Genomic DNA, 19,160 nt, shown 5'->3' on the forward strand with positions numbered 1-19,160 from the left:
TTTTATGATGTTTAAACCCAGGTTTGGATGGACCGCTTTAAGCATTGCCATGGCCTTATGTTCGCTGCTGATCGTCGGGTACTCCCGAACGGCCGTCGCCGAGGGCGCCGAAGCGCCGACAGGTGCGACGTATCTCGTCGACGAGAACTTCACGTTCCTATCCAATCTCGTGCCCGGAGAGAGCCAGCCTTCCGGTTGGGACGTTCGGGCGGCGGGCGGCGGGCTCGTCAGCCTATACGCCGACACGCTGAAGGTCAGCGATACGAGCGACGTTCTTCCCGTATCGATGAGCCGGAAGTTCCCCGAGCAGAGCGGAGGGGTCGTCACGATGGAATTCCGCTTCAAGCCGCTGGCGATCATAGACGGCCTGAAGTGGCAGCTGCTGGACGGAGATACCGCGGGCGTCAGCATCGTAACGAGCGGGAACAATCTCGTTCTGCAGACGTCCGGCGGGGGAGCGGCGACCTTGCAGGCCTACGAGGCCAATAAAGAATACGGCGTGAAGGTGATCGCGGATTTATCCGCCGGCCAGACGGACGCGTATATTAACGGCGTTAAGCGAGCGACGGCGAAATCCTTCGCGAATCCGGTCGATTCGTTCAATCGGTTCCTGTTGACGACAGGAACGGTCTCGAAAGGCGACTTTAACTTTACCCCTCTCAAAATCTATAAAGGGTATGCCGTTAACGAGCGACTGTTATCGGTGATCGGCGGCTCCGTTCCGGGGGATTGGGCATCCGCCGCCTCGGGAGGCACGATCAACGTGGGGCAGATGTCCGGCCTCGTGGGCGGAACTTCGCGCAATTACGTCATGTCCCCGAAGCCGGATATCTACAGCTTCAAGATGGATGCCGCGAACGCTGCGGGCGCCATGTCTCTCTCGAAGAGCTTCGCATCGCTCGATGGCGACGTGACGGCGGGATATAAGGTCTTTATTCCCGCCAAGACGAACGGCCTTGCCGCGGAGCTCACGGACGGGACGAATACCGTACTTAAGCTGGTCACCTCGAACGGGAGGCTGGCTTATATCGATACGTCCGGCAACCCGGTCAAGCTGTGCGAGGACGACCCCGACAACCCCGAGGATCAGGGCGAAGTGTGCAACTACAAGGCCAATCTGTGGTACGACCTCAAAGTGAAGCTGAGGCTGGATTCCTCCGAGGCGGACATCTACGTTAACGGCAAGCTCAAGGCGGAGCATGTCGCGCTGGCCTCGGGCGTCTCGTCCGTGAACGGCATTCGGTTCTCGACTTCCGCCGCCGATAAAGGCACGATGTGGCTGGACGACATCGTCGTGAACGCGGATACTCCGCTGCCGTCCGACTACGTTCCGGCTCCGGTCGCCGCAAGCACGGGAGACCAAGTCGTCGGCGTGCAGAGCTGTCCGATGTGGAGGGAAGGCACCCACTTGGGCTGGGATATGATCGACCCGTATCCCGATCGTACGCCGCTGCTCGGATTCTACGACGAGGGCAATCCGGAGACGGCGGATTGGGAGACCAAGTGGCAGGCCGAACACGGAATCGGCTTCCAGATGTCATGCTGGTTCCGCCCGATCGGCGGCGAGAACTCGCCGGTGAAGGATCCCTTCCTCGGCTCCGCCCTGCATGACGGGTACTTCAACTCGGCGTACAGCGACCAGGTAGACTTCGCGATCATGTGGGAGAACTTGAACTCCAAAGCGGCCGACAGCAGCGACTTCCGCAGCAACCTGGTGCCTTACTGGATCGAATACTACTTCAAGGACCCTCGCTATTTGAAGATCGACGATAAGCCGGTATTCACGATCTACAACTACGATCAGTTCGTGAATTTGTCCACCAAGACCTCCTTGTCCGACAGGATCGCAGAGGCGAAGGCCAATATCGCCTATCTTCGGAACGAGGTGAAGGCGGCAGGCTTCGACGACTTGATCCTATTGAACGTGTATAACGGGATGAATGCGCAAGACTTGATCAATCGCAGAGAAGTAGGCTTCGATGCGGTATACGCTTATTCTTGGGGCTCCTTCGGCGGCCATCCGGATTATCAGAAGCTGAAGCTTACGGCGGAGAACGCATTCGGAGAGCTTGACGTTATCGCCGGATTGAGCATGGGCCGGGACGATACCGCTTGGGGGCTGAGCGCCGGTTATTACGCGACGCCGACGGAATTCCGGTCGCTCGCGCAGTGGACGAAGGACACGTACATTCCATCGCTGTCCTCGGATAATCTCGGCAAGAAGCTCGTCATGCTGGACAACTGGAACGAATTCGGGGAAGGCCACTTCATCATGCCGGCCGGATTGGCCGGATTCGGATACGTGGACGCGATTCGCGACGTTTTCGCGGGCACCTCCGCCCACGAGGATATCGTTCCGACTCAGGCGCAGAAGGATCGGATCGGCGTGCTGTATCCGGCTGACCGAGTCGTCCTTAACCGGACGCTGACGCCTCCGGCCTACTCCGGCAATTCCATCGCCTCTTGGGAATTCAATACCGCCGGCGACAAGGAAGGATGGACCGCGCTAAGGACGGTAGATTCCGTCAGCGTCTCGGGAGGCAGCTTGACGGCGGTGTTCAACAACACGGATCCGGGCATCGTCTCCGGCGACCACCTCGGAATCAAAGCGGAGGATGCTCCGTATCTCAAGATTCGCATGAAGAACAATGCCAACGATATCGAAGGCAGGGTGTTCTTCACGACGGAGCTCGACGGGGATTGGAACGAGACCAAAGCGATGGGCTTCTACGTCAATCCGCAGGACGACGGATACACCGACTATTACGTGGAGATGTGGCGCAACAAGAGCTGGGTCGGCAACATCCGGCAGATTCGGATCGACCCGGTATCGGCCTTGGGGACGGTCGACATCGATTACGTCCGGGCGGTCGCGAACGACTCCGCGGACATCAAGCTGTACGTGGACGGCAAACGCAAGACGTTCAGCCAGCCGCCCCTCGTTCAAGACGGCGTCGCCATGGTTCCCGTCAAGGATATCTGGCTTCAGTTGGGAGTCAAATCCGAATGGGACGCCGCGAACCAACGATTTATCGGGGTAAAGAACGGCGGCGTCCACGAAGTGACGGTCGGCGCTTCGTCGGCCGGCAAGAACGGCCAGCCGATCGCGCTGGAGCACGCGCCGACGCTGCTGGCGAACGGAACCGTTCTCGTTCCGCTCTCTTATCTGCATGACGCATGGGGAGCGACGGTTAGCTGGGACGAGACGGCGGGGAGCATCCGGATCTATCCCTCGGGGGCGGTCTGGGACTTCGAATTCGCGGACGGTTGGACGGCAAACGGCCAGGTCGCGGGAGGCGAAGCGCTGGGCGGCTTGTTCAGCGGAACCTCCTTGGGAACGTCGGGAGGGCTGGAGCCGGCGATCGAATCGCCCGAGCAACTGAACGCGGACGCTTCGTCCGTCAAGCGAATCCGCGTGAAGCTTCGCAACGGGACCGGTGGCAACGAGGCCCGGGTGTACTATCAGGCCAACGGCGACACCGCTTGGAACCCGATGCGGCAGCTCTCTTCTTACATTCTTCCTAACGAGCCCTTATTCCGCGAGTATGTATTCGACGCGACGAACGCGACCGGCTGGACGGGGACGATCGATCGGATCAAAGTCGTTCCGACGCTCGAGGCAGGTCCGTTCGCCGTCGATTCCGTTCAATTGGATACGGCTGAATCCTTGCCGATTCTCGGCGATAATCTCGTTCAAGACCCGGGGATGGAGGAGAGCAAGATTCCGAGCGCGACGGTAACGACCAACTCCGTGCTCAGATACGTCGATTCGCAAGCCCATAGCGGCCACCAGGCCCTGAGGGTCGCCAAGACCGACAGATACAGTGCGGCGATGTTTAAGCTTGCCGACCTGGAGTCGGGCAAAACGTATCATTATTCGGCTTGGGCGAGGCTGGCCAAGGCTCCTACGCTAAGCGAACCGATGCGGCTGTGCCTGCAATATACCATTGGCACGACGCTCTATCAGAAAATCATGCTCACCAGCCCGGGGTTAAGCAATCAGAGCTGGACGCAGGTGCAGGGGGACTTCACGATTCCGGAGACGGGTGCGGCCACCAAAGTTTATTTGTACGTCTATACCGAGGTCGCCGCCAATAACAATGATTTCTATGTCGACGACCTCGAGGCCAGACCAATCGATTATTCGACGAGTCCGGCATGGACCCGCGCCGCGGGCTTAAGCTTGCCAAGCACGGCTGCCGTACACTTCGGTGAAGCATCGGCTTTGACGGCGACGTTCCAACCTAGCGGCGTCATTAACAAGGAGCTCCGTTGGACGTCGGATAATCCGAGCGTGGCGGTCGTCGACGATAACGGCTACGTATTCGGAAGGGACACGGGCACGGCGCATGTTACCGCCCTATCTATGGATGGCGGCTATACGGCGACGACCACCGTCACCGTTGATGCAGGGGCGGCTTATCCTGCCAATTCGATGCTCGGCAGCAACCTTATCGTCGATCCCGGAATGGAAGGCAGCGCGTTGCAGCCGGCCTATTACGGCACCAGCTCGGCGGTGTCGCTCGCGACCGCCGAGCACAGAAGCGGCGCCCAATCGTTACGGGTGGTCAAGAACGGCAGCATGTTCGCTAATATCTACATGCCGACGGCGATCGAGCAAGGCAAACCGTACTACTACTCGGTATGGGGCAAGCTGAATTCCGCTCCGGTTCATGCCGCTAGTCTTCGAATCTGTCTTCAATATAAGGTGACGGGCAAAACGGATCCGGTGACGAAGATTTTGTTTAGAGGCGATTCTCTCAGCGCCCAGGAATGGACCCAGGTGCAGGGGTTCTTCACGATTGACGAAGCCGGGGCCGTATCGGATACGAAGGTGTTCTTCTATACGGACCAAGCGGGAGACCTGCAAGATTTCTACATTGACGACGTTCAGGTGCGTCCCTTGGAATACGCCGCAACGAGCGTTAGCTTGAATAAGAGCGACCTTACCCTTGCGGTCGGGCAGAGCGAGACGCTGGTCGCGACGGTATTGCCGGCCAACGCGACGAACAAGATCGTTTCCTGGACGTCCGGCAACCCGGCGGCGGCGACGGTGGATGCCGGCGGCAAGGTCACCGCCGTCGGCGAAGGCACGGCCGTTATAACCGCGACGAATCCGGGCGGGGCCACGCAATCGGCGACCGTCTACGTGGACGGCGCCGCTCCCGTTACCTCCGCCGTCTTCGGTCCGTCGTCTCCGGACGGCCCGGACGGCACTTATATCGGCCCGCTTACGCTATCGTTTACGGCTGCCGATAGCGGAACGGGCGTCGTGCAGACAACGTACAGCTTGGATAACGGCTTCACGTGGAAGCCGTACACGACGGAATTGGTGTTCGACAAGCAAGGGACGTACGCCGTGTTATACAAGTCGATCGATCAAGCGGGCAACGAAGAAGCGGCGCGAACGGCGAGCTTCGTCCTCTCGGCGACCGCAACCTCCGTGGAACTGCGGGATAGCGCGGGGCAGCCGCTGAGCGGGGGCGTCGTGAAGTATTACGATGGCGTCTGGAAGGAGCTGGGCACTACGGATGCTTCGGGCAAGGCGGTCAAGTCACTGCGGGAGAAGAGCTACCTCTTCTCCGTGACCTACCAAGGAACGACGAAGCAGCTGACTCAGAATACGGCCGTTACTCCGAATGTCGTCTTCCAAACGGTCAAGGCGACCATCCTGCTGAAGGACAGTCAAGGCAATGAACTCCCGGGCGGCATCGCGAAGTTGTATGCGGCCGGCTCCTGGCAGACGGCCGGCACGACCGGCAGCGGCGAGTTGAGCAAGGAAATGCTCGCGGGCTCCTACACGTTCGGCCTCACCTACGAGGGAGCTTATAACCAAAAGGCCCAGAATATCGGCGAGGATCCGGTCGTCGTCTTCCAAACGGCAAGCGTTCTGATCAAGCTGCAGGATGCGCTGGGAGCGCCCGTCGACGGCGGCGCCGCCAAAGTGTATTCGGGGGGCATCTGGAGGACGATCGGCGATACGGTCAACGGAGAAATTCGCAAAGAGCTGCTCCCGGCCGGCTATACGTTCGGCATGACTTACGGGACGGCGCTCGCGAGTATCCAGAAGGATACTTCGACGGATCAGACGATCGTTTTTCAACTGCCGTAACCGTCTATCAAGCCATTCATTAACTTATAATTCGTATAAAGGTGGAACCTGAAATGAGTATAGCGGCGTTCGCAAGAGCCAAAGCCCGCATCGGCGTCATCACGGTGGGACACGAGCCTTATTGGGGACAATTTCCGGGGCTGCGGGAGGAACTGGAGGGTTACGGTCGCGAGTTCGAGCGAATGCTGACCGGCTGCGACGTAGAGGTCGTGTCGGCGGGCTTCGTCGATAATCTGGACCGGTCGTTCGCGGCGGCTGCCATGCTGAGGGCGCAGGACGTCGATTTCTTATTCGTCAATCTCAGCACGTACGTCACCTCGTCATCCGCGGCGACGGCCATATTGAATCTCGGAGTTCCCGCCGTGTTGGTCGCTTTGCAGCCGCTCAAACGGTTGGACTACCGGAACACGACGACCTATATGCAGTTGGCTAACGATAACATTTGCTCGCTGCCGGAGATCAGCGGAGTGCTCGTTCGCGCCGGCAAGCCCGCGGCGGGAATTGTCGTGGGAACGCTCCGCGACGATCCCCGGATCGCGGGCGAGTTGAAGCGTTGGTGCCAGGTCGCGAACGCGAGGCGGGCGTTCAAGTACGCCCGGATCGGATATTTGGGTCATACGTACGAAGGCATGTACGATATGAACTCCGACCCGACCGCGTTCACGGCGGCGTTCGGCTCCCATGTTCAGATGCTGGAGATGTGCGACCTCGCCAAGCTGGTGAACGGCGCGAATCCGAGCGAGATCGCGGACAAGATCGAAGAGATCAAGAGCGTATTCACGATCGCCGATCCGTTCCTCGATCCGATTACGAGACCGATCAAGCAGGAGGACTTGGAATGGTCGGCCAAGGTGGCCGTCGGACTCGACAAGCTGGTCGCCGAGAACGGATTGACCGGACTTGCTTATTACTATCGCGGATTGGACAACAACGAATACGAGAGAATCGGCTCGAACATGGTCCTCGGCAATTCGCTGCTCACCGGCAAGGGAATTCCGCTCGCGGGAGAAGCGGATCTCAAGACTTGCGCGGCGATGCTGGTCCTGGATCGGTTGGATGCCGGCGGTTCCTTCGCCGAGCTTCATCCGTGCGACTTCGTGGACGAGATCGTGCTCGTCGGGCACGACGGTCCGCATAACATCAAGATCAGCGACAGCCGACCGGTCATCAGGGGGTTGGATCTGTTCCACGGCAAGAGCGGCTCCGGCATCGGCGTGGAATTCAGCATTCAAGCCGGTCCGGTTACCTTGCTCGGAATTTCCCAGACGGCGGACGGCCGATACAAGATGATCGCCGCCGAAGGCGAATCGATCAAGGGCGAGATTCCGCAGACCGGCAACACGAATACGCGCTGCAGCTTCGATTGCGGCGTCGCCGACTTCATCGAGAGATGGTGCGCTGCCGGTCCGACTCATCATTTTGCGCTCGGCGTCGGCCACGTAGGCACTCAAATCAAGCGATTGTCCAAGGTGCTCGGCATGGAGCTGGAGATGGTCTGATACTAGTTGTCCCTGCGCAAGATAAGGCGATGCAGACTACCTGCATCGCCTTATCCGTATTTGAAAGCAAGACCGCATTGTTTAGGGGAGGTGCGGGCCTTTGCCGGATCGTTGCATTTATTTTCGATTTGAGGTCATATTGGAGACGAATTCGTTTGCAGATTTGCACGTATTTCTCCGGTAAAAGCGTTCGGTCTCGCCTTAGCCCCCAACGCGCGGATAACTCCCTTTCGCCCCAAGCCCATGCTGCATAGTAGCACTAACCTGCACCGCATGCGAACTAATCCTCAGTCGTGCACCCGCGCATCCTCGCGGAACCGGGCCGGCGGCACTTTCATCAGACCGCTGAACGTGCGGGTGAAATAATGAACGGAGCCGAAGCCGGTCTCCTGCGCGATGTCTTTGATGGAGCGGTCGGTGTACCGGAGCAGCTCGGCGGCCCGGCGAATGCGCTGCTTGCGGACGTAGTCGGTGTACGATTCGTAGACGCCGGAGGCGAACAGCCTCGATAAATGGCGGGGCGAGATGCTGATCTGCGCCGCCACTTTCTCGAGGGACAAGTCATCGTCGCCGAGATTGTCGGTAATGAACAGCTTCGCCTGCTTCAATAGACCGGAAGCGCTGCGCCGCGGCGCCGTCCACGACGGCTGCTGCGGCTTGAGGAATACCGTCGGCAGCGACAGCAGCAAGGAAGCGGCCAGCTGCGTCAGCACCGGCTCCGGCAGGGACGCATGCTCGCCCGAGCGGTGAAGCATCGCGCGCCACAGCTGGGCGGCGGGCAATTCGTCGCCGTCGTGCACGATGAACGTCTCGGTCTCGGCCAGCGCTTGAAACAGGGCGCGCACGGATTCCGAGCAATCGCCTTCTTCCAATTCGAAGGCGACGAAGACGAGGGCCAGCTCCGGATCGCTTTCGATATAGTGGGTAATGCCGGGGCGCGAGCAGAATAACGTTCCTTTGGACAGCGGGTACAGCTTGCCGTCGTCGAGGTACGTTCCTTTGCCGCCGAGCACGTAACAGATTTCGAAGAAGGAATGCTTATGCAGGAAGTTGGACAGCAGATGCTCGTTCACGCCCCAGTAATGGACGGTGAATATCGCTTCCTGCGATTTGAGGCGAAGCGCGTATTGGTTCAGCCAAGTGTCGGTTTCGTTCCAGAGGTACATAGGCGGTTCCTACCTTCGAATGTGTTTATGTCCTGATAAGACAAAAAGCTGGCATGTGCGGCTAAAGATCGAAATCCCCGTAAACCCTATAATAAAGCTATGGAAAGCGATTACGAAAACTGGAGGCTATTACGATGATTAAACCACAAGACGTAGAATTTTACAATGAACAGGGCTATCTGCTCGTCAAAGGCGTATTCAATAAGCAAGAGATCGAAGAGATGCGCCAAGGAGTAGAAAACATCGTCGACCGCGCGGCGAAAGCCAACCGCGACCATAACGCGCAATGGCAGGGCGATTTCCTTCCGCCGGAAGAACTGAAGAAGCTGGTGCTGAAAGGCTTTCATGACGTGCAGTACCATGACGCATCGTTCCTTCGCGCCTTGATGCACCCGAACATGACGGCCGTGCTCTCGCAGCTGATCGGACCGAACGTACAGCTACACCATTCCAAGATGCTCGTGAAGCCGCCGGAAAACGGCGCGGCGTTCCCGATGCACCAGGATCAGCCGTATTTCCCGCACGAGAAGCACACGATGCTGGCGGCAAGCGTGCATTTGGACGACGCCGACATCGAGAACGGCTGCCTGCACGTGATGCCGGGCTCCCATAAGGCCGGACCGCTGCAGCACGTGGGCCGTCATTACCTGAACGCGAAGGAATATCCGGTATCCGATGGCGTGCCTTGCATCGCGGAAGCGGGCGACGTGCTCTTCTTCAACTACTTGACGATTCACGGCTCGCCGGCGAACCGCAGCGAACGCACGCGCCGCAACGTACTGTTCCAGTACCGCAGCGCGACGGACTTCCCGACGAACAAAGAACATTTGAACTGGGGCATGGGCCTGATGGTGTGCGGCGAGAATCCGAACTTCGATAAAGTCCATCCGGAATTCACGATCGTTTAATCGATGGCGTGACGGCGGAGGCCGGCAGAAGCGGCCGGCAGAAGCGTTTTATGCTTCTGCCGGCTTTTTGGCATGCAGGAAACCAGAGATACGGTGGTATGTTGAGTGAGTTCGGTGAGCTGCGGAAGCGGCCGAACGTTCATTGGGCTGGCGTCTGATTCCTCACATATAACGTCTAAGGTCAAACGTCAAACGTCAAACCGTCTACACCTAACGTCTAGCGCCTAACGTCTACCGCCAACCGCCAAGCGCCAACCGCCACCACCAACCGCCAACCGCCAAGCTCCAAGCGCCAACTGCCAATCGCCAACCGCCATGCGCCAACCACCAACCACCAACCGCCAACCGCCAACCGCCAACCACCAACCGCCAACCACCAACCACCAACCGCCAAGCGCCAACCGCCAACCGCCAACCGACAACCGCCAACCACCAACCGCCAAGCGCCAAGCGCCAACCGCCAACCGCCAACCGCCAAGCGCCAAGCGCCAAGCGCCAACCACCAACTGCCAAGCGCCAACCGCCATGCGCCAACCACCAACCACCAACCGCCTAACGCTTGTCAGCGTCGCTATTTCTCCAAAAACACCGCTAAATAAACTCTAACGGCTATGAGCGACGTTATTAGGCGTAAATTGGCGGATTTGCAGGGGGGAATACAGGAATAAGCCTCCTGACAATCATTAGCGATAGGAAACGGCCAATTAGAGCCGAATAGCGCTTCGTGCAACCGTTAGAAGCGTGCACGATCCGTGGAATGAGATAGCATGGAACCAAAACGGGCGCCTTCGGGCGTCCGTTTTGGTTATTGCCGCATAAGGAGCGCCTTCCTCCGTTTCGTTTCCGGCTGACCCGTCGAGCGCGTTCCTCCTTTTCGTTTCCGGCTGACCCGGCGAACGTCTTCATATGGATTTCATTTATGTTTGTTAATGTGAGGGCTATAGACGAAACGGAAAGGTGGATATTCAATCCTATGGAACGCTCGAGTATAAAATTAATGGCGGCCGCCATGATTATCTCGGTCATGCTTGCCGGCTGCGGAGCGAAGAACGATGCGGCGACTGCCGATAACGGACAAGCCGCGGCGGACAGCGGGCAGCCGGCCCAAACCGGCGGCGGGAATGCTTCGGGTCCCCAGCAGCCTGACCGGACGGCCGATTATTTTGCCAAAGTGGTGAAGGTCGACGGCGACTCCATCGTCGTGCAGAAATCCACGACGTCACCGGCGGATATGCCTTCGTTCGGCGGAGGCGGCCGGCAGGGCGGACAGCGTCCGCAGGGCGGAGAAGGCGGTAATTCCAGCCAAGGAGATGGCCAAAACGCAGCCGGATACGGCGGTCAACGCGGCCAACGAGGCGGCGGAGTGGATGGTCAAGCTCCAGGCGGCTCGGGCGGTCAAGGAGCAGGAGATGGCCAAGCCGCAGGCGGTACGGAAGGTCAAACGGGAGGCAAGCAAGGCCGTGGACGTTTCGGCGGCGGCGGTGGCGGTTTCATGAATCAAATGGAATTTGCCGCCGATCAGATCGCGGTTCCCGTCAACGCGGATACCCAAATCGTCAAGCTCGGCCGCGGCGAGAACGGCATGACGAACGACGCCATGAAGGCTTCCGACCTGAAGGCGGGCGACATTCTTATGGTGTGGCTCGGTCCGGACAATGCGACCGCGCAGTACATCCGGCTTCAATTTAATCCGGCGAATATGAGCAATGCCGGCAATCGGGGCAATGCAGGCACGGGCAACGCGAGCGATACGGGAAAGGCGGGTAACGGACAATGAAGAAATGGTGGCTGCTTGGACTCGGCGTGCTAATCGTAGCGGCAGGCGTCTATTATTATATGAAGCAGGACAAGAAAGTAACGCCTACGGGTCCGGCGGTGCAAACGGCGCGAGTGACGAAAGGGACGATCGAGGTCAGCGTCAGCGGGACGGGAAGTCTGGCGCCGATCAATAAAGCGACGGTCAAAGCAACGTCGCAGGGGACCGTCGCGAAAGTGAACGTGACGGAAGGAGCCGTCGTGAAGAAAGGCCAAGTCCTGCTGTCGATCGAGGGCGAGGATAACAGCGATAAGATCAAATCCTCGCAGTTGAACCTGCAGAGCCAGCTGCTGGATTTGCAGGACACGCAGAACAAGATGAAGAGCGCTCCCGACGAGAGCAGCATCGACAGCATCAAGCTGAGCTTGAAGAAGCTGCAGCTGCAGATCGATCAGACGCGCGCCGATATCGCGGATCTTGAGGCAGCGGAAACGGGCGAGACCATTACGGCGCCGATCGGCGGCACGATCACGACGCTGAACGTGGCGGAGGGCGATTCGCTGAATCCGTCCGCGGAACTGATGGACATCGCCGATTACGCCAATCTTCAGATGGTGGTCGGCATCGACGAGCTGGACATTTCGAAGGTCAAGAAGGGTCAAACGTCGACGATCTCCGTCGAGGCGCTCGCGGATAAGTCTTATACCGGCAAGGTGACCAAGATCGCGGACGAAGGAACGGCCAGCAACGGCGTCGCGTCGTTCGACGTGACGATCGCGCTGGATAAAGCCGACGGCTTGAAAAGCGGCATGTCCGCGGAAGCAAGCATCGAGGTAGAGAAGAAAGAAAACACGCTGATGCTGCCGATCGACGCGGTGCAGTCGCTGGGTAACCGGTATATGGTCCTCGTTCCGGCGGCTGCGGGCGGCACGGGAGCGGCAGGCGCTCAAGGCGCGGCAGGCGGACAAGGCGAAACCGGTTCGCAGGGCGCATCGGGGGACAAAGGAACGGTAGGCGATAAAGGAACGACCGGCGCGCAAGGCGCGGCAGGCGGCCAAGGCGCAGGACGCGGCCAGGGCAGAGCGGGCGGATTCACCGGCAGCGGCCAGAGCGGCCAAGGTGGGTTTGCCGGCAGGACCGGCACGCGCGGAGGTGCAGGCGGCGCGAACAGCCGCTTCGGCAACGGTACGCCGAAGATTATTACGGTCGGCATTCATAACGAGGATTACATCGAAGTCTTGACCGGACTAGCAGAAGGCGACCAAGTCGTTCTTCCGACCGTTATATCGTCTGCTTCTTCGAATCAACAGCAGAAAGGCTTCGCGGCAGGCGGCTTTGGCGGCCTGGGCGGAGGCGCGACCTTCGTCGGCGGCGGAGGCGGAGGAGGCTTCGGCGGTGGTGGCGGAGGCTTCACCCGGAGCGAAACGCGAGGAGCCGGAGGCGGAGGCGGCACTGGCGGCTCAGGCGGGGGAGCAAGATAATGGAGTCCCTACAAGAACCGCTGATCCGTATCGAAACCTTGTCGAAGCTGTACAAAATGGGCGGAGAGACCGTCCATGCGCTGAACGATATCTCGCTTTGCGTCGACCACGGCGATTTCATCGCCATCATCGGGCCCTCGGGCTCCGGCAAATCGACGCTCATGAACGTGATCGGATGCCTCGACGCGCCGTCCTCGGGCAAGTATTGGCTGGACGGCGAGGAAGTGAGCCGGCTCCGCGAGAGCCGGCTGGCGGAGATCCGCAACCGCAAGATCGGGTTTATATTCCAAGGCTTCAACCTGCTCAACAAGCTGTCGGCGCTCGAGAACGTGGAGCTGCCGCTCATCTATCGCGGCGTCCCGGCCAAGCAGCGCAAGGAGCAGGCGATCGAGGCGCTCGCGAAGGTCGGCCTCGAGGAGCGCTTGCGCCACAAGCCGAGCGAGCTCTCCGGCGGGCAGCAGCAGCGCGTGGCGATCGCGCGGGCGCTAGCCGGCAATCCGCCTATATTGTTGGCGGACGAACCGACCGGCGCGCTCGATACGCGCACCGGCGCGGAGGTCATGCAGCTGATGAAAGATTTGAACGGGCAGGGGCATACCATCGTACTGATCACGCATGATATCGCCATTTCCCAGCAGGCCAGAAGGGTCGTCCGCATTCAGGACGGCCAAATCAGCGAAGAAGGCGGTGAGAGACGTGAACGTCAGTCAAGCCTTCAAAATGGCGGCTAAGAGCATACTCGCGAACAAAATGCGTTCCCTGCTCACGATGCTCGGCATCATCATCGGCGTCGCGGCGGTCATCGCGCTGGTCGGCGTCGGGCAGGGCACGACGAAGCAGGTCACGGACCAGGTCGAGAGTCTCGGCACGAACCTGTTGACCGTGAGCATCACGGGACGCGGCTCGAAGACGACGCTCGATTACAAGGAAGCGGAAGACATTACGAGCACGGAGGACATCGAGTTCGCCGCGCCGTACAATCAACAGAACGCGACCGTCAAGAACGGCAGCGAGAGCACGAGCGTCAGCGTCGTCGGCTCGACGGCCGATTATCTGGACGTCAAAGACTACAGCGTGGCCGAAGGGCGGTTCGTCGCGCAGATCGATCTCGATTACTACCAGAAGATCGCCGTGCTGGGCTCCACGACGGCGACGGATCTGTTCGGCACCGAGGATGCCGTCGGCAAGACGTTCCTGATCAACGGCGTCCGGTACAAAGTCGTCGGCGTGCTGGCAACGAAGGGCAGCTCGCTGACGGGCTCCAATGACGAGATCGTCATCATACCGATTACGACCTCCGAGCGGCTCTTTAAGTCCAAAGGCGTAAAGTCGATCAACGTCCAGGTAGCGGATGCCGACAAGATGGACACGGTCATGACGGAGCTCGAGACCGCGCTCAGCAAGAAATTCCGCGGCGATACGAACAGCTACCGCGTCTTCAACCAGCAGGATCTGCTGGATTCCTTCAGCAGCATCTCGGATACGCTGTCGCTGGCGCTCGGCGGCGTCGCCGCCATCTCGCTGCTCGTCGGCGGGATCGGCATCATGAACATCATGCTCGTATCCGTCACGGAACGGACGAGGGAGATCGGCATTCGCAAAGCGATCGGAGCGAAGAAGAAGGACATTCTTACCCAGTTCCTGATCGAAGCGATTGCCCTCAGCGGCTTGGGCGGCGTCCTCGGCGTCGGAATCGGACTCGGGACGGCGCAGCTGCTGCAGAAGTTTGCCGACATGACCGTCGTGGTGTCCATTCCGATCATGGGTCTCGCTTTCGGCTTCTCGGTCTTCATCGGCGTCGTGTTCGGCCTCTTCCCGGCGAACAAGGCTTCCAGCCTGCGGCCGATCGAGGCGCTTCGATTCGAGTAAAGCGCATTGCAGGCAGGCTTCCGAATCGCTGCCTTCCATCCGACGGATAACCAAACAGATCACTAGCAGCCGGAGAGGAGCCGAACTCCATCCGGCTGTTCGGCATGCCGAGCGGCCAGCCGAATGACGAGCCGAGAGGTACCGCCAATATTAGCTACCTTTTCACCCTTTTTTTATATTTACGCCTTGACGGGCCTCGTATACGCTAATGAAATGAAGACATACATCCTATGAAGAGGTGCTTCCCTTGAGATCGAAATTTACGTATTCGCCGCCGGCTAACGGTTACCCGGAGTGGAACAACAACCCGGAGATATTCGAGCTGAACCGCATGAAAGCACATGCCACATCAATGCCGTTCGACTCCGTCGAGGAGGCGCTTCGCGGCGACCGCTCGGCATCGCGCAGCTTCGAATCCTTGAACGGCATGTGGAAATTCGCATGGGCCGAGAATCCGTCGAAACGGATTGTCGACTTCTATGAAGACAGCTTCGACCATGCGGGCTGGGACGAGATCAAGGTTCCCACGCACTGGCAGCTGCAAGGATACGATTACCCGCAATACACGAACATCCGCTACCCGTGGGAAGCGTCGGAGGATCTCGTTCAGCCGTTCGCGCCGACCAAGTACAATCCCGTCGGCTCGTACGTTCGCAGCTTCCAGGTTCCGGAGGGCTGGGAGGGGCAGCCGGTATTCATCAGCTTCCAAGGCGTCGAATCCGCCTTCTACGTCTGGCTGAACGGAGAGCTTGTCGGTTACAGCGAGGATACGTTCACGCCGGCGGAGTTCGATCTGACCCCTTATCTGCGCGCGGGAGACAATAAGCTGGCCGTCGAAGTGTACCGCTGGTGCGACGCAAGCTGGCTGGAGGATCAGGATTTCTGGCGCATGAGCGGCATCTTCCGCGATGTCTACCTGTACACGGCGCCGAAAGCGCATGTGTACGATTTCTTCGCGACGACGGAGCTCGACGCCGATTACAAGAACGCGGAGCTGAAGCTGCGCGCTACACTCATGAATTATTTCGAACGGCAGCTCGGCACCGTAACCGTGGAGGCGCAGTTGTACGACGCGAACGGCAGCGCCGTTCTATCGCAGCCGATTGCCGTGCATGCCATGATGGGCAGCGATACCGCGGAGCTGGAGATCGAAGCTTCGGCGCACGTGGCTAACCCGCTGAAATGGAGCGCCGAGCAGCCGAATCTGTACACGCTCGTCATCTCGCTGAAGGACGAAGAAGGCATTCTGCTGGAAGCGGTCAGCTCGCGCGTAGGGTTCCGCTCGTTCGAGATCAAGGATAAGCTGATGCTGATTAACGGCAAGCGCATCGTCTTCAAGGGCGTCAACCGCCACGAGTTTTCCTGCCATACGGGCCGCGCGCTCGGATACGAGGACATGCTGACGGACGTCAAGCTGATGAAGGCTTACAACATCAATGCGGTGCGGACCTCCCATTATCCGAACAATCCGCTGTGGTACGAGCTATGCGACGAGTACGGCCTGTACGTCATCGACGAGACGAATCTCGAGACGCACGGAAGCTGGGATTACCATTCGCCGGTGATCGCGCCGAAGACCGTTCCGGGCAGCGATCCCGCTTGGACGGCCAACGTGCTGGACCGCGCCAATTCCATGCTGCAGCGCGACAAGAACCATCCGTCCATCGTCATGTGGTCGCTCGGCAACGAATCGTTCGGCGGCGACAACTTCATCCGCATGCACGATTTCCTGCGCGAGGCGGATCCGAGCCGGGTCGTCCACTACGAGGGAACGACGATGTGGCGCGCTTCCGAAGCGGCGACGGACGTCGAGAGCCATATGTATACGCGTCCGGCCCAGGTGCAGGAATTCGGGTTGAACCCGAATTCGCCGAAGCCGTTCATCCTGTGCGAGTACAGCCATGCCATGGGCAACTCCGTCGGCGGCCTTCACCTCTACACGGAGCTCTTCGATACGGTGCCGCTCGTGCAGGGCGGCTTCATCTGGGACTGGGTCGACCAGGCGATCTGGACGAAGAACGCGGACGGCTTGGAATATATGGCGTACGGCGGCGATTTCGGCGAGCAGCCGCATGACGGCAACTTCTGCGGCAACGGGCTGATTTTCGCGGATCGTTCGGTATCGCCGAAGCTGCTGGAAGTGAAGCAGTGCTACCAGAATGCATCGGTGACGGCCGTCGATCTGCGCAAAGGAGTCGTTAGCCTGCTCAACAAGTATCTCTTCACGGATCTGGACGCCTTCACGCTGCAATGGTCCGTCGCGCTTGACGGTCGCGAGGCTGCGCGGGGCACTCTCGACGCATCGGCAGCGCCTGGCGAGTCGACAGAGATTACGATCCCGCTTCCGGAACGCCGCGCAGAAGACGGCGAAGCCGTACTCACTGTCAGTCTGCTCACGAAGACGGCAGCGCAGTGGGCGGATGCCGGCCATGAAGTGGCGTTCCAGCAGTTCGTGCTTCCGAGCGCTGCGCAAGAAGCGGCTCCGGTCGGCGGCGCGGCGGCTCTTGCCGGCAAGCTCGAAATCGCGGAAGAGGGAGACAAGCTGATCGTACGGGGCGAAGGCTTCTCCGCCGCCGTCAATCGGAATAACGGCGCGCTCGCATCGTACGTCACGGGCGGCAGCGAGCTGCTGAAGGGCGAACTTGCGCCGAACTTCTGGCGTGCTTATACGGACAACGACCGCGGCAGCAAGCATCACGAGCGCTGCGCAACCTGGCGTTCCGCCGGTGAAGAACGCACGCTCCGCTCCTTGAGCTGGAAGCTCGAGGCGGACCGTGTCGTCATCCGCGCCGGATTCACGCTTCCGACGACGACCGAATCCAGCTGCACCGTCACTTACGACGTGCTGAGCACGGGAGCGATCGAGGTCGGTCTGCAGCTGAACCCGGGCGAAGGCCTTCCCGAGATTCCGGAGATCGGCATGATGCTGACGATGGACGGCTCCTTCGACCAGCTGGAATGGTACGGCAAAGGGCCGCAAGATTCCTACTGGGATCGCCAGCACGGCGCGAAGATCGGCCGCTATGCCGGTACGGTCGCCGAGCAGTTCGTGCCGTACCTGCGTCCGCAGGAGTGCGGCAACAAGGTGGCTGTCCGCTCGGCATCGGTTAGCAACGGGCAAGGCGCCTCGCTGCGATTCGCCGGCGAGCCGCTGATCGAGCTAAACGCGCTGCCGTATACGCCGTTTGAGCTTGAAGCTTATGATCACGTCTATAAGCTGCCCGCCAGCGACAAGACAGTCGTGCGCGTCAACCATAAGCAAATGGGCGTCGGCGGCGACAACAGCTGGGGCGCGACGGCGCATCCGCAATACTTGCTGCATGCGAACCAAATCTATTCGTTCCGCTTCACGCTGAACGGTATGTCCCGATAAATAAGCAAAGAAGCGCCTCTGTGCGGTCGGTATACGCTAGTCGTATGCCGGCCCGCGGGGGCGCTTCTTTGTCTTTTCGATGAATAGGAGCACGCTATATGGCAGGAAATCCGGCTCGAGCGCCGAGAGAGGTGAGCTTGGTGCACGCCTCTGGGAGAAGTATTAAGCTGCCGAGCGTGCGACGTAAATGCCGACGGAATTCTAACGATTGCCAGCGAGGCTATTCCAGGAAAAATGCCGCTTCTGAAACGCTAACGATTGTGACAGGCGTTATTAGGCGAAGAAGGGCTCATTTGCACGGGGAAATCTTACAATAAGCCTTCTGGCAATCGTTAGCCGACTAAAAGGGGCATTTTGAGCCGAATAGCCTTTCTCACAACCGTTAGCTATTTGGTGTTGTAGTTGAGCGACAGCTGCTGGTGGCTGGGATGGCTAGTTGCAGCCCGCATGCGGACGTAGTGCCGGCGTCTATTGATCGGCGACGAGTTGGGGGTTGAGGTACGAAGGATGGTTAGTTAGTGACCGCATGCGGACGTAGTGCCAGCGTCTATTGATCGGCGACGAGTTGGGGGTTGAGGTACGAAGGATGGTTAGTTAGTGACCGCATGCGAACGTAGTGCCAGCGTCTATTGATCGGCGACGAGTTGGGGGTTGAGGTACGGAGAGATGGTTAGCCGCAAACCCTGCTGCGAGCGACCTGCCAGGCTGCTTATGCGTTGATGCCTTGGAGAGAGCGGGCTGAGGTACGGAGAGATGGTTAGCCGCAAACCCTGCTGCGAGCGACCTGCCAGGCTGCTTATGCGTTGATGCCTTGGAGAGAGCGGGCTGAGGTACTGAGGTACAATGGCTGATAAAAGAAGGGACAAGGCAGAAGCAGCTGCTTCTCCTCGTCCCGTTATCTGTTCTGTCCCTCTATCTACATCTTACCTATGCGAGCACCATTCTTTGGGCTGATTTTCCCGTTCGAGCTCTATTCAAGCTCAGTGCCCTCCGGCA

At 59.4% G+C, this 19,160-nt stretch carries 9 protein-coding genes; 8 read left to right on the forward strand and 1 reads right to left on the reverse strand.

Translation table 11 applies throughout. The annotated features are described in order from the left end of the window. The first annotated feature begins 4 nt into the window (after positions 1–4). Both GT003_RS07105 and GT003_RS07110 read left to right on the forward strand, forming a co-directional pair. Positions 5–6,112, forward strand: coding sequence for an Ig-like domain-containing protein (locus GT003_RS07105; protein WP_161695882.1), 6,108 nt, complete (start codon positions 5–7; stop codon positions 6,110–6,112). Between the two features lie 53 nt (positions 6,113–6,165). Then, entirely contained in the window at positions 6,166–7,611 is a 1,446-nt protein-coding gene (locus GT003_RS07110; protein WP_161695884.1) for an L-fucose/L-arabinose isomerase family protein, read from the forward strand. A gap of 287 nt (positions 7,612–7,898) precedes the next feature. Here GT003_RS07110 and GT003_RS07115 read toward each other — a convergent pair whose 3' ends face one another. Further along, on the reverse strand, positions 7,899–8,777 hold the full coding sequence (locus GT003_RS07115) for a helix-turn-helix domain-containing protein (protein ID WP_161695886.1): 879 nt from the start codon (positions 8,775–8,777) through the stop codon (positions 7,899–7,901). Positions 8,778–8,911: 134 nt separating this feature from the next. On the opposite strand from GT003_RS07115, the gene GT003_RS07120 reads away from it, so the two are divergent. The 6 genes from GT003_RS07120 to lacZ all read left to right on the forward strand — a co-directional run bounded on the left by GT003_RS07120 (position 8,912) and on the right by lacZ (position 18,164). Beyond that, a complete protein-coding gene (locus tag GT003_RS07120) occupies positions 8,912–9,685 on the forward strand; it encodes a phytanoyl-CoA dioxygenase family protein (protein WP_161695888.1) in 774 nt (257 codons plus the stop codon). 973 nt (positions 9,686–10,658) lie between these two features. Beyond that, on the forward strand, positions 10,659–11,462 hold the full coding sequence (locus GT003_RS07125) for a hypothetical protein (protein ID WP_161695890.1): 804 nt from the start codon (positions 10,659–10,661) through the stop codon (positions 11,460–11,462). Further along, on the forward strand, positions 11,459–12,922 hold the full coding sequence (locus GT003_RS07130; protein WP_161695892.1) for an efflux RND transporter periplasmic adaptor subunit: 1,464 nt from the start codon (positions 11,459–11,461) through the stop codon (positions 12,920–12,922). Before GT003_RS07125 ends, GT003_RS07130 begins: the two co-directional genes overlap by 4 nt. Further along, positions 12,922–13,653, forward strand: coding sequence for an ABC transporter ATP-binding protein (locus GT003_RS07135; protein WP_161695894.1), 732 nt, complete (start codon positions 12,922–12,924; stop codon positions 13,651–13,653). The genes GT003_RS07130 and GT003_RS07135 overlap by 1 nt, the downstream gene beginning before the upstream one ends. Next, on the forward strand, positions 13,619–14,791 hold the full coding sequence (locus tag GT003_RS07140; protein ID WP_161695896.1) for an ABC transporter permease: 1,173 nt from the start codon (positions 13,619–13,621) through the stop codon (positions 14,789–14,791). Before GT003_RS07135 ends, GT003_RS07140 begins: the two co-directional genes overlap by 35 nt. Positions 14,792–15,038: 247 nt before the next feature. Then, entirely contained in the window at positions 15,039–18,164 is a 3,126-nt protein-coding gene (lacZ, locus tag GT003_RS07145) for a beta-galactosidase, LacZ type (RefSeq protein WP_204798908.1), read from the forward strand. Positions 18,165–19,160: the final 996 nt, after the last annotated feature.

It is taken from the genome of Paenibacillus sacheonensis (assembly GCF_009909195.1).
In the GTDB taxonomy this organism is placed as follows: Bacteria; Bacillota; Bacilli; order Paenibacillales; family Paenibacillaceae; genus Paenibacillus_Z; species Paenibacillus_Z sacheonensis.

Excerpts from the sequence above, each read along its gene's own strand:
- GT003_RS07110 (WP_161695884.1), top strand. The coding sequence starts at position 6,166 with ATGAGTATAGCGGCGTTCGCAAGAGCCAAAGCCCGCATCGGCGTCATC.
- GT003_RS07135 (WP_161695894.1), top strand. The coding sequence starts at position 12,922 with ATGGAGTCCCTACAAGAACCGCTGATCCGTATCGAAACCTTGTCGAAG.
- GT003_RS07105 (WP_161695882.1), top strand. The coding sequence starts at position 5 with ATGATGTTTAAACCCAGGTTTGGATGGACCGCTTTAAGCATTGCCATG.
- GT003_RS07125 (WP_161695890.1), top strand. The coding sequence starts at position 10,659 with ATGGAACGCTCGAGTATAAAATTAATGGCGGCCGCCATGATTATCTCG.
- GT003_RS07115 (WP_161695886.1), bottom strand. The coding sequence starts at position 8,777 with ATGTACCTCTGGAACGAAACCGACACTTGGCTGAACCAATACGCGCTT.
- GT003_RS07120 (WP_161695888.1), top strand. The coding sequence starts at position 8,912 with ATGATTAAACCACAAGACGTAGAATTTTACAATGAACAGGGCTATCTG.
- GT003_RS07130 (WP_161695892.1), top strand. The coding sequence starts at position 11,459 with ATGAAGAAATGGTGGCTGCTTGGACTCGGCGTGCTAATCGTAGCGGCA.